The organism is Azonexus hydrophilus, from assembly GCF_905120355.1.
Taxonomy (GTDB): Bacteria; Pseudomonadota; Gammaproteobacteria; order Burkholderiales; family Rhodocyclaceae; genus Azonexus.
Window position 1 is genome coordinate 101,266 of record NZ_CAJHOB010000012.1, and the last position, 11,506, is coordinate 112,771.

7 protein-coding genes and 1 tRNA gene are annotated in these 11,506 nt (G+C 62.7%); 4 read left to right on the forward strand and 4 right to left on the reverse strand.

From position 1 onward, the window contains the following. The first annotated feature begins 55 nt into the window (after positions 1 to 55). The gene (locus tag JYJ39_RS10770; protein WP_205204267.1) at positions 56 to 3,382 is read left to right on the forward strand and encodes a PAS domain S-box protein; all 3,327 of its coding nucleotides are present in this window, start codon (positions 56 to 58) and stop codon (positions 3,380 to 3,382) included. Then, positions 3,379 to 4,689, forward strand: coding sequence for a replication-associated recombination protein A (locus tag JYJ39_RS10775; protein ID WP_205204269.1), 1,311 nt, complete (start codon positions 3,379 to 3,381; stop codon positions 4,687 to 4,689). Before JYJ39_RS10770 ends, JYJ39_RS10775 begins: the two co-directional genes overlap by 4 nt. 12 nt (positions 4,690 to 4,701) lie before the next feature. Here JYJ39_RS10775 and JYJ39_RS10780 read toward each other — a convergent pair whose 3' ends face one another. Together JYJ39_RS10780 and JYJ39_RS10785 are read right to left on the reverse strand one after the other, a co-directional pair. Beyond that, positions 4,702 to 5,151, reverse strand: coding sequence for a MaoC family dehydratase (locus JYJ39_RS10780; protein WP_205204271.1), 450 nt, complete (start codon positions 5,149 to 5,151; stop codon positions 4,702 to 4,704). Between the two features lie 68 nt (positions 5,152 to 5,219). Continuing rightward, positions 5,220 to 6,092 carry a M14 family zinc carboxypeptidase gene (locus JYJ39_RS10785; RefSeq protein ID WP_205204272.1) on the reverse strand — a complete coding sequence of 291 codons (873 nt, stop codon included), beginning with the start codon at positions 6,090 to 6,092 and terminating at the stop codon, positions 5,220 to 5,222. 185 nt (positions 6,093 to 6,277) lie between these two features. Here JYJ39_RS10785 and serS point away from each other — a divergent pair, with 185 nt between their 5' ends. Then, a complete protein-coding gene (gene serS / locus JYJ39_RS10790; protein ID WP_205204273.1) occupies positions 6,278 to 7,558 on the forward strand; it encodes a serine--tRNA ligase in 1,281 nt (426 codons plus the stop codon). Positions 7,559 to 7,625: 67 nt separating this feature from the next. Here serS and mltF read toward each other — a convergent pair whose 3' ends face one another. Further along, on the reverse strand, positions 7,626 to 9,071 hold the full coding sequence (mltF, locus tag JYJ39_RS10795) for a membrane-bound lytic murein transglycosylase MltF (RefSeq protein WP_205204274.1): 1,446 nt from the start codon (positions 9,069 to 9,071) through the stop codon (positions 7,626 to 7,628). A 27-nt stretch (positions 9,072 to 9,098) separates the two neighbouring features. Between mltF and JYJ39_RS10800 the strand changes: the two genes are divergently transcribed. Beyond that, positions 9,099 to 9,186 (forward strand) — tRNA-Ser (locus tag JYJ39_RS10800). A 221-nt stretch (positions 9,187 to 9,407) separates the two neighbouring features. Here JYJ39_RS10800 and JYJ39_RS10805 read toward each other — a convergent pair. Further along, the gene (locus JYJ39_RS10805; protein ID WP_205204275.1) at positions 9,408 to 11,282 is read right to left on the reverse strand and encodes a nitric oxide reductase activation protein NorD; all 1,875 of its coding nucleotides are present in this window, start codon (positions 11,280 to 11,282) and stop codon (positions 9,408 to 9,410) included. Between the last annotated feature and the right edge of the window lie 224 nt (positions 11,283 to 11,506).

Below are 11,506 nucleotides of genomic sequence, written 5' to 3' on the forward strand. Positions count from 1 at the left end.
TATAATCGAGGTTTACCTGCGATTTCAACAGCGAGAGACGATTTTGCCCGATTCCGTGATTCCACTTCGTCTGCATGATCTGGCAGCACGCGATGTGCTGACGGTGGATGCGGAACTGCCGCTGGGCGAGGCACTGGCACAGCTTACCGCTGCCGGCGTGTCGACACTGGTGGTGCAGGTTGCCGGGCAGGCGGCAGGAATCCTGACGGAACATGACTGGCTGCGTTTGCTGCGCGAACAGTCGCCGCTGAACTGCCCTGTCGGCGAATTGATGAGTACGCCGCTGGTGGCCGTGTCGCCGGAGATGGAGGTTGATGCGGCCGAAAGCCTGATGCAGACGCGTGGCATCCGGCATCTGGCATTGATTGATGAAGACGGGCGGCTACAGGGGGTGGTCAGTGCTGCCACGACCTGGCTGGCGCAGCGGCAGAGCTTGCGGCAGAGTGAGGATCGGCTGCGGCAGCTATTCGAACATGCCCCCATTCCCCTGGTGCGGATCAACGCCGGTCGACCGGTGCTGTTGAATCGTGCGTTCAGTCAATTGTTTGGCTATGTGCAGAGCGATTTTCCCGATCTGCGCAGTTGGGCGCATTCCGCCTTCCCTGACCCGGGGGTGCGCGCCGCAGTCAATGCCGAATGGCGGGCGGCGGTCGATAAGGCGCGCGCCAGCGGTCAGAACACGATTGCGCCACTCGAATGCTTCGTCTGCTGTGCCAATGGACTGGTGCGTACGGTGGAAGTTGCTGGGGTGTTGCTGGGCGACGAGATTCTCGTGACCTTCATCGATATCACCAAGGAGCGGGAACAGCAGCGGCGTCTGGAATTCAACAACGAAGGCCTGTCCGACATTTCTGCCGATGTGCCGCTGCCTTCCGTGCTGGCGCATTTGTGCCAGGGTATCGAGGCACGGATTCCCGCAGTGCGCTGTTGCTTCATGTCCTACGACAGTGCCACGCATACGCTGCAGCACGCAGCAGCCAGCAGCCTGCCGGAAAGCTATTGCCAGGCAGTCAATGGCCTGCCGGTCGGGCCACAATCCGGTACTTGTGGCGCCGCTGCCTATCGCGGACAGTCGGTGTTCGTAGGCGATCTGATGACGGACCCCCTCTGGGAAAACTTCCGTAGCCTGGCGGTGGAACATCAACTCGGGGCATGCTGGAGCACGTTGATCCTGTCGCGAAAAGGGGGCTTGCTCGGCACCTTGGCGATCTACTGGAGCCAGCCCCAGCCCCAGCCCAGGATCAGTGCCACCTTGCGTGAATATGTCTTTGCTGCCGGCTATCTGGCCTCGATTGCCATGGAAAAGGCTCGGCGCGAGGCCGATCTGCACGAAGTGCTGGAAGCACGGACGCAAAGCGAAATGCAGTTGCGCAAATTGTCGCTGGCCGTTGAGCAAAGCCCGGTCACCGTGGTCATTACCGATCTCGAAGCGCGTATCGAATACGCCAATCAGGCGTTTGCCAAAATCAGCGGCTACGCGGTGGAAGAAGTACTGGGCAAGAATCCGCGCGTCCTGCAGAGTGGGCTGACACCGAAGGAGCAGTATGCGTCCATGTGGGAAGCCCTGTTGCGGGGCGAAACCTGGTCCGGGCAGCTGATCAATCGCAACAAGGCCGGCGGGGTGTATTACGAATACGCCATCATCGCGCCGATCCGGCAGACCAATGGTGAAATCACCCACTACCTGGCGGTCAAGCAGGATGTGACGCAGAACAAGAAAATCAGCGAAGAACTGGAACGTTACCGCAATCATCTGGAAGATCTGGTCCGCCAGCGTACGGCGGCACTGGAGCGGGCAAGCATGGAGGCCGAACTGGCCAACCGGGCGAAATCGGTCTTCCTCGCGAACATGAGCCACGAAATCCGCACGCCGATGAATGCCATCGTCGGCCTCACGCATCGGCTGCTCAAACAGGATGTTGCGCGCGAGCAGCGCAGCCATCTGGAAATGATCCAGGCCTCGGCCGACCATTTGCTGGCCGTGATCAACGATGTGCTTGATCTTTCGCGCATCGAAGCTGGCAAGCTGGAACTGGCCCAGGGGAATTTCAATTTGCCGGCCCTGCTGAGCCAGGTGCTCAATCTGGTGCACGAGCGGGCGCAGGCGAAAAACCTGCAACTGCTGGTCGATACGGCCGGTTTGCCGATCTGGGTGTATGGCGATGCCACCCGCTTGTCGCAGGCCTTGCTCAATTACCTGAGCAATGCCATCAAATTCACCGCGCTGGGCAGCATCACCCTGCGCGGGCAGTTGCTGGAGCAGACCGGGGACAGCTACAGGCTGCGCTTTTCAGTGATTGACAACGGTATCGGCATCGCGCCGCAGGTGCTGGAACGGATTTTCAATCCCTTCGAACAGGCCGATAGCTCGACCACCCGCGAATATGGCGGTAGTGGGCTGGGGTTGGCAATTACCCGCCAGCTGGCTGAACTCATGGGCGGTTGTGCCGGGTGCAGCAGCGTGCCGGGCCAGGGCAGCACCTTCTGGCTCGATGTCGTGCTGACTGCCGGTCAGGCGCCGGCGGAGGAAGCTTTGCCCCTGACGCCTGCCGTGCCCGATGAAATCTGGTTGCGTCAGTATGCCCAGGGGGCGCCCGTGCTGATTTGCGAAGACAATCCGATCAATCAGGAAGTCGCCCGCTCGTTGCTGGAAGATGTCGGCTTGCAGGCCGTATCGGTCGATAACGGCGAAGCCGGGGTGCGGGAAGTGCAGCGCGGCGACTTCGCGCTGGTCCTGATGGACGTGCAGATGCCCATTCTTGACGGTCTGGCCGCGACACGCCGGATTCGCCAGTTGCCGGGCAAGGCGGAACTTCCCATTCTGGCGATGACCGCCAACGCCTTCGCCGAAGACCGCAAGGCCTGCCTTGAGGCCGGGATGAGCGATTTCATCGCCAAACCGGTCAGCCCCGAAGCCCTGTATGCCACCCTGCGGCGCTGGTTGCCCGCGGGCACCGCACAGTCGGAGACGCCCAAGGCGCCGCCAGTGATGTCCAGGGTTGCCCCGGAGATGGAGGCGGCGCTGGCGGCGGTGCCCGGGCTTGACTTGCCCAAGCTGCTGGCCTGCGTGCGCGGCAAGCATGAACGTGCCGTGCAGTTGTTGCGCCTGTTTGTCGATAGCCATCGTGACGATGGCGGGTTGTGCCGGGCGCATTTGCAGGCGGCAGATCGCGCCGCAGCCGAGCGCGTGGTGCACGCGCTCAAAGGCGCTGCCGGTGCCGTGGCGCTGGATCCGCTGTTTGCCCAGGCGAACGGATTGCTGCTTGGCGTACGCGGCGATGTCGCGACGGAGTCGCTGCTGGCCCAGGTCGAGCCCCTGGAGCAGATGCTGGCAGCGTGTTGCCGTGCCATAGCGGACTTGCCCGCGGGCCAGGACCAGTGAGCGATCTGTTCTCTGCTGCAACACCGGGCGACAGCGTGCCGCTGGCTGAGCGGCTGCGCCCGCGGACCCCGGATGAAGTGATCGGGCAGCAGCACCTGCTCGGCCCGGGCAAGCCCTTGCGGCTGGCCTTTGCCGCCGGCCAGCCACACTCGATGATTCTGTGGGGCCCGCCCGGTGTCGGTAAAACCACCCTGGCGCGCATGATGGCGACGCAATTCGATTGCGAATTCATTGCACTGTCGGCGGTGTTCTCCGGCATCAAGGAAGTGCGCGAAGCTGTGGCGCAGGCCGAGCGCTGGCGGGCACAGGGAAAACGCACGCTGCTGTTCGTCGATGAAATTCACCGCTTCAACAAGGCGCAGCAGGATGGGTTCCTGCCGTATGTGGAAAGCGGTTTATTTACCTTCATCGGGGCCACCACGGAGAACCCTTCGTTCGAGGTGAACTCGGCGCTGTTGTCGCGGGCGGCCGTCTATGTGCTGAAATCCCTGGATGCGGACGAGCTGGCGCAACTCCTTGCGCGGGCAGCCAGCGAGCTGCCAGGCGAGTTGCAGTTCGCGCCATCGGCGCGGGAGCGCCTGGTCGCCCTGGCCGATGGCGACGCTCGCCGTATGCTGAACCTGCTCGAACAGGCGCAGCGGGCAGCGCAGGCGGCGGGCGTGACGGTGCTGGATGGTGAATTCGTGGCACAGGCGTTGATGAGCAGCGGGCGGCGCTTCGATAAAGGCGGCGATGCCTTCTACGATCAGATTTCAGCCCTGCATAAGTCGGTGCGAGGCTCCAACCCTGATGCGGCCCTTTACTGGCTGACGCGCATGCTCGACGGTGGTGCCGATCCGCGTTACCTGGCCCGGCGCATCGTGCGCATGGCCTGGGAAGATATCGGCCTGGCCGACCCGCGTGCCATGCAGATTGCCAATGACGCCGCCACGACGTTCGAGCGGCTGGGATCGCCGGAGGGCGAGCTGGCTCTCGCCCAGGCGGTGATTTATCTGGCCGTTGCGGCGAAAAGCAACGCCGGTTACATGGCTTACAACCAGGCGCGGGCCTTCGTGCAGAAGGACAAAAGCCGTGAGGTTCCGGTGCATCTGCGCAATGCGCCGACCAAATTGATGAAGGAACTGGGTCATGGGCATGCCTACCGCTATGCCCATGACGAACCGGAGGCCTATGCTGCCGGCGAAACCTATCTGCCCGACGGCATGCCCGAGCCCGGCTGGTATCAGCCGGTAGGGCGCGGGCTGGAAACGAAAATTGCCGAGAAGCTGGCTTATTTGCGGCAGCTGGACGCCGCCGCCAGGAAATGAGCGGCGAACCGATCAGGCAGGGCGGCAGCGCAGCAGGTGATTGACGATGAAGGACAGCACCGTTTCGCCGTGCTGATTGACAGCCTGGTATTTGAAGCGGGCGATGCCGCGATCCGGCTTCGAGCGCGACGGCCGAACTTCCAGTACTTCCACCCGTCCGTGCAGCGTGTCGCCGGGGCGCACGGGCAGCAGCCAGCGCAGTTCATCGATGCCCGGCGAGCCCATGCTCGATTCGGCCAGCAGGCCACTCTGGATGAACAGGCGAAAGCACAGGGCCAGACTCTGGAAACCGCTGGCAATCAGGCCGCCATAAGGTGAATTGGCGGCGGCCGTGACATCGAGATGGAAAGGCTGTGGGTCGTAGCGCCAGGCGAAATCGATGATGTCGGCTTCGGTCAGGGTGACGCCCGGGGTGGTGAAGTGCTGGCCAGGGGTGAAATCGTCGAGAAAGCGTGAGGTCATGGACGTGCGAGGAAGTGTGGGTACCGGCGCAGTGTAATCGTGCGTTTCCGGAAAAACCATGCGCCGGGTTAGTTGCCGCGTATGCCGTGCAGATTTTTTTCCATCCAGCGCAGCATGTCGTCCCACATCGCCCGCTGCTCGCGCAGGGTCGGCATGCTGGTGGCGTGTGGCAGTTCGATGGTCACCACCGGCAGGTTCTTGTGCAGTCCGGCGTAATTGCCCAGCGAACCGGGATATACCCCGAGGCGGTTGAGTGCCAGGCGGCCAAAACGCAGCGGATGCGGCGAGGGGCCATCGTAGTCGAGCAGGTTGTACGGGGCATGCACACTGATGATCATGTCCGGGGAGAAGGTCTCGATCTGCTTCTGCAACCACTGGGTCTCGATTTCCGAGCCGGCGCTCTGGCCGGGATAGCGGCGTGGGTCGCTGCGGGTGCGGTTTTGCCAGTAAGTGTGAGCATCCTTTTCCCAGTCGGGTGTGGAAAAGTTCCGGTTGAGGTCGACGCCCTGCAGATTGCCGCGTGTCGGTGGCCGCTGGTAGAGGCCATCCGGATTGGCCAGGGGAATGATGCGCCAGTGGTAGCGCCGAGGCGCTGCTTCGTCAATCCAGTTGAGCCAGCGGAAGACGATCGAGACAGAGGTCAACTCGTCGCCGTGAATGCCGCCGATCACCAGAACACGCGGGGTTTTGCCGTGGGTTGCGCCCTTTTGCGGTGCGGCTGCAATATCCTGCCAGACGAGGGCACGCTGGCCGCTGGTGCGCTCGGGAGCGATCTGGAAATTGCGCTTGCGGCAGTCGCTGGCGTTAACACTGCGCAAGCGTTTGCCGAGATCGTTGCACCAGGTGTCGAGCGTGTCCGCTGCGGTGGACGGGGCTGCCCAGGCGGTCTGCGCAGCGAATAACAAGGCAGTGAGAAAGGTGCGCCGGAAGAGGTGTGTCATGCGGTCTGAATGCTGATGGCTTATTTTGTGGGGCTGACATGATACTCCCGGGACGCCATGCCGTGCCGCCGCATGCCTTCTTTTTTGCTGTGCTTGCCTCCCGACCGGGGGCCAGCGCTCACGTATAATCGCCGCTTTATTCATTGGCGGCGGCGCCTCCGGCGTTGCCGCATCAGGAAAAAAATATGCTCGATATCCAACAACTGCGCGCCGATCTTGACGGCGTGGCCGCCGCGCTCGCCAAACGCGGCAAGCCCATCGACTTCACGGCCTTTTCCGTGCTGGAAGCTGAACGCAAAACCTTGCAGACCCGTACCCAGGAATTGCAGGCGCAGCGTAATACGCTCTCGAAACAGATTGGCCAGTTGAAGAGTCAGGGGCAGGATGCCTCCGCCGTGCTGGCCGAGGTGGGGGCGCTGGGCGATGAGTTGAAGGCATCGGAAAGCCGGCTGAGTGAACTATTGAACGAATTCAATGCACTGCTTGCCGGCTTGCCCAACATTCCCGATCCGTCCGTGCCGGTGGGGGCAGATGAAAGCGCTAATGTCGAAGTGAAACGCTGGGGTACCCCCCGTGTTTTTGACTTCCCGGTCAAGGATCACACCGATGTCGGCGAGGCACTGGGACAGCTCGACTTCGCCACTGCTGCCAAGATTTCCGGTGCCCGTTTTTCCCTGCTCAAGGGCGGTATCGCCCGTCTGCACCGGGCGCTGGCGCAGTTCATGCTGGACACGCACACCGCCGAGCACGGCTACACCGAGCTTTACGCGCCTTATCTGGTCAATGCCGCCAGTCTTTACGGTACCGGTCAGCTGCCCAAGTTCGAGGAAGATCTGTTCAAGGTTTTGCGCGGCGAGCAGGACCCGCTCTACCTGATTCCGACCGCCGAAGTCCCGGTGACCAACATTGTCCGCGACGAGATTCTTGCCGCCGAGGCGCTGCCCCTGAAATTTGTCTGCCACACCCCCTGCTTCCGCTCGGAAGCCGGTTCGGGGGGGCGCGACGTGCGGGGCATGATTCGTCAGCACCAGTTTGACAAGGTTGAACTGGTGCAGATCGTGCATCCGGAGCAGTCGGCAGCCGCTCACGAAGAATTGACCGCGCACGCCGAGGTGATTCTGGAGAAGCTGGGTCTGCCCTACCGCCGGGTGGTACTGTGTACTGGCGACATGGGTTTTTCGGCAGCCAAGACCTACGATCTGGAAGTGTGGCTGCCGGCACAGAATACCTACCGCGAAATTTCCTCCTGCTCCAATTTCGGCGCCTTCCAGGGCCGCCGCATGCAGGCGCGATTCCGCAACGAGAAGAACAAGCCGGAAATCTGCCACACCCTGAATGGTTCCGGCCTGGCGGTCGGGCGTACCCTGGTGGCGATCCTGGAAAATTACCAGAACGCCGATGGCAGCGTGACCCTGCCAGAAGTGCTGCGTCCCTACATGGGCGGCATGACAGTCCTGACGCCGTAAGCGGGCGGTGACCACGCCGGGGCCCGTCCCCGGCGTTTCGTTTGCACCGTGCCCGGTAGGCGTGTGGCTAGGGTTTGATGCCTTGCCCTGAGCGGGGTGCGGGGGAAATGCTCAGGCTCTTCTGGGTGTCGTTGAGTGCTGCCAGTGGGTCGCTGGGCAACGGCGCTTCCCGGCGCATCAGGATGTCGTAGAAGCTGCGGATGTTCTCGGTCATGATCACGGCTTCGCCACCGCGGGCGCGGCCGGATTTCAGCCGGCTGTAGTACTCCGGTTTGGCCATCAGGGGCAGGATGCGCCGCATGTCGACCCAGGCATTGGGATCGGCTTGCATCTGCCTGGCGATCGAACGGCCGGCGTTGAGATGACCGGGGCCCAGGTTGTAGCCGGCAATGGCGAGCCAGGTCCGGTCCGGCTCCGGGACGTCGGGCGGCAGACCCTCGCGCAGGATGTTCAGATAACGCGCACCGCCCAGGATGCTTTCGCGTGCATCGAGGCGGTTGCTGACTTTCAGACGGTCGGCAGTGTCCTCGGTCAGCATCATCATGCCGCGCACATTGGTGTAGCTGGTGGCGAAAGGGTCCCAGTGCGATTCCTGCCAGGCGAGGGCGGCGATCAGCCGCCAGTCGATCCCGGTTTGCCGCTCGGCGTCCTGGAAGAAGCGGCGCAGGCGGGGCAGGGTGCGCTCGATGGCTGTCTGGAATTTTTCGATATCCAGCGGCGTCAGGCGGTGCACGTGACCGAAGTAGCGTTCTTCCAGGCGGCTCAAGGTGCCGTCGGCACGTACGCGGTGGATGAATTCGTCCAGCCGGGCCTGTAGCTCCGGATTGGGATGCGCGCCCAGTTGCCAGACGATGGGGGCTGCCTCACTCAAGGTCAACGTGCTGCGCAGGCTGGGGATGTACTGGCTGGCCAGGTCCTCAAGGCGGGAATCCATGGCGGCATAGCTGATTTTGTGGTCGCCTACTTCATCGAGCAGATCCAGGATGTCGCTGCGGTCGACCGCAACGACCGTGAGCCCGGGGATTTTTTCCGCCAGTTGTCGCAAAGTCTGTGCCTGGCGCGATCCTGCCAGCACATGTACCGTCTTGTCCGCCAACTGCGCCAAGTCGGTGAGCGGCAGCGAGGCATCGTCCTGAACTAGGAGGTCGTGGGTGGAAAACAAGGGGGCGCTGCTGACGCTACTGGAATCGCTATTGGGCGACAGCCAGCCGGCGGCGATGTGGTAGTCGCCCTGCCTGATCTGCTGGGCGAAGGTGCTGCGCGGGCTGGTGATGAAACGCACCGGCACGCCCAGTTCTTCGCCAAACAATTGGAGCAGGTCATGTTCAAGGCCGTTGTTGGGGTTGCCGCTATCGTCCAGATGGGTGAGCGGGCCTTTTTCCAGCAGCACGACAAGATCCTGCTTGCCCGGCGTGGGAAAGGGGAGCGACGATTGCCAGTTGCCGCAACCGGCCACCAGGAGGGCGGTGAAAAGAATTGCGCAAAAAGCAGATAGGCGATGAATCCTGAGCATAAGCTGTGCTATGATGCGGCCCGCTGCGGAGAGGTGGCAGAGTGGTCGAATGTACCTGACTCGAAATCAGGCGTACCGCAAGGTACCGTGGGTTCGAATCCCACCCTCTCCGCCAGCCTGACATTCATCTTGTCAGTCATCAACAGCGTGTGCTCACCGGCTTGCTCCAAGCCGGTTTTTTTATGCCTGGAACAGCGAGTGTGTGCCGTTTTCCGGCGCTTGATGGCTAGTGACCTCGGCATGCGGGGTAGTGGATTTTGTCGACAGGCCCGCATCTTAGCGGATGTCAGCGCCGCCGTTTGTAGAAAAATGTCAGCGTGTTGTTTTGCTGCCGCATCAGTGCGTCAGTTGGGCGTAGAACATCGGCAGCCGCTGCGGTAGTTCTTCCGGGCTGCGGACGATGGCGTAGCCGGTGGGGCCGAACAGGTGGGGCAGATAGCCGCCGCCTTCGCGGTCGATGGTCAGGCAGAACGGGATCAGGCCCAGACGGCGGGCCTCGTGCACTGCCGCGCGCGTGTCTTCGATGCCGTAACGGCTGTCGTAAAGGTCGAGATCATTCGGTTTGCCGTCGGAGAGAATGAGCAGGATGCGCCGACTGGCGGCTTCCTCGGTGAGCAATTGGCTGGCGCGGCGGATGGCGGCGCCCATGCGCGTGTAGTAGCCGGGGCGGATGGCCTGGACGCGGCCACGCACCGCGTCGTTGAAGGGTTCGGCAAATTCCTTCAGACGGTGGAAGCGTACCTGATTGCGGCGCACCGATGAGAAGCCGCAGATGGCGAAACGGTCGCCGGTCGAACGCAGGGTTTCGCCAAACAGGAGCAGGGCATCGCGGATCACATCGATGACGCGGGCGTCGCTCGAGACCCAGGTGTCGGTGGAGAGGGACAGGTCGGCCAGCACCAGGCAGGCCAGATCGCGTTCACGTTTTTCCAGCGACAGATGCAGCTGGCCACTGCTGTGCAGGCCGCTTTTGCGATCGGTGGTGGCGCGTACCACGGCATCAAGATCGAGCTCGCTGCCATCCGGTTGCGCTTTCAGCCAGCGGCGGCCAGGCTGGATGGCAGAAAACTGCTGGTGCAGCCGGCGCGCCGTGCGGCGCAGGCGTTCCGGCAAGGGCGTCGGTTCGGCGTGGCGGGAGGCCATTTCCTGCAGGCGGACATGGTCGGGCTGCATGCTTTGCTTGCGGTAATCCCACTCCGGCAACGGAATGCCTTCGCCCAGCGGAATATCGTCTTCGGCAGCGGAGGGGAGGTCGAGATCGAAGCGGATGCGCGAGGCGATCCGTTCGTTGTCATCGTTTTCGGCGAGTGCGAGCTGCTCCATGGCGCGAGCCGCATCTTCGGCGTTGGGATCGGGATCGTCGTCAACGCTGCGATTGACGCGCAAGAATTCAGCAACTGACAGCAGGCTTTCTGCCCGGAAGAAAATCAGCATGCCGTGTTTTTCTTTCGGCGCCTCCACCTGTTCCGCGCGGTGTGCATCCTGCGAGGCATCCCTGGCGCCGCCTTCGCTTTGTTCGCTGCCCTCGCTGCCGCCATCCTCGCGCTGGCGTCGGTTGTCGGCTGTGTCGGTGGTGTCCTGCCATTGCAGCCAAAGCAGGACAGGTTGCGGTGGCGGCGCTTTGGCGCTGACCTCCGGCAGTACGTCGACCGAACCCGGGTCTTCCAGCGCGCGCCGGATGGCGCGTTCGCGTTCGGCTTCGTCGGGAGGCATCTTGCCTGGCGGTAGACGCTCGGGCAGATAGGCAGCGACCAGGCGGCGGTAGCGGCTGGCCAGTCCTGGCCAGGTGGCCAGGGCAAGCAGGGTCGCCGCCTGATTGCGGCGCAGGTAGCCGATTTCCGGGCGCGTCATCTCGGCCGGCAGACGATCCAGACAGGCGGCCTGTGCCGCCAGCCAGTAATAGAGGTCGCGGTTCAGTGCGGGATCGGGAAAAGCGTCGAGCTGTGGGGGCAGACGCAGGGTGTTTTCGTCGCGGCGGGCAAAACTCAGGCGCTCGCCGCTGCCCGCCACCCGTGCCAGCCAGGTGCGCCGGTCGCCATAGGCATCAGCGGTCGCGGCGGCGACACGCAGGCCGGCATCGCCCCCCAGGGCGCGGAAAAAAATGGCAAGAGGGCGCTCCATGGTTTTCAGGGCCACGGCAGCGTCCGGATAGTGGCCGCCTGCTGCTTTGGTAATCCAGCGGTGCCAGAGCTTGCCGACCCATTCTTCCATGCTGCGCCTCGCTTCAGTAATGCGGTGAGTCTAGAAAGGCTGTACCGCTCCGGCCTTGATGCAGACTAAGAAGGCGTCGAGAAAAAATGTGGGGCGTTCGTGAAGGCAAAAAAAGGGGCGGCCAATGCCGCCCGAAGACTCAATGAGGAAGGGTTGTATCACTGAGTGGTTACTTTTCCTCTCCTTTGACGAAGAAGGAGATGAGGTAGACGATGAGACCGACG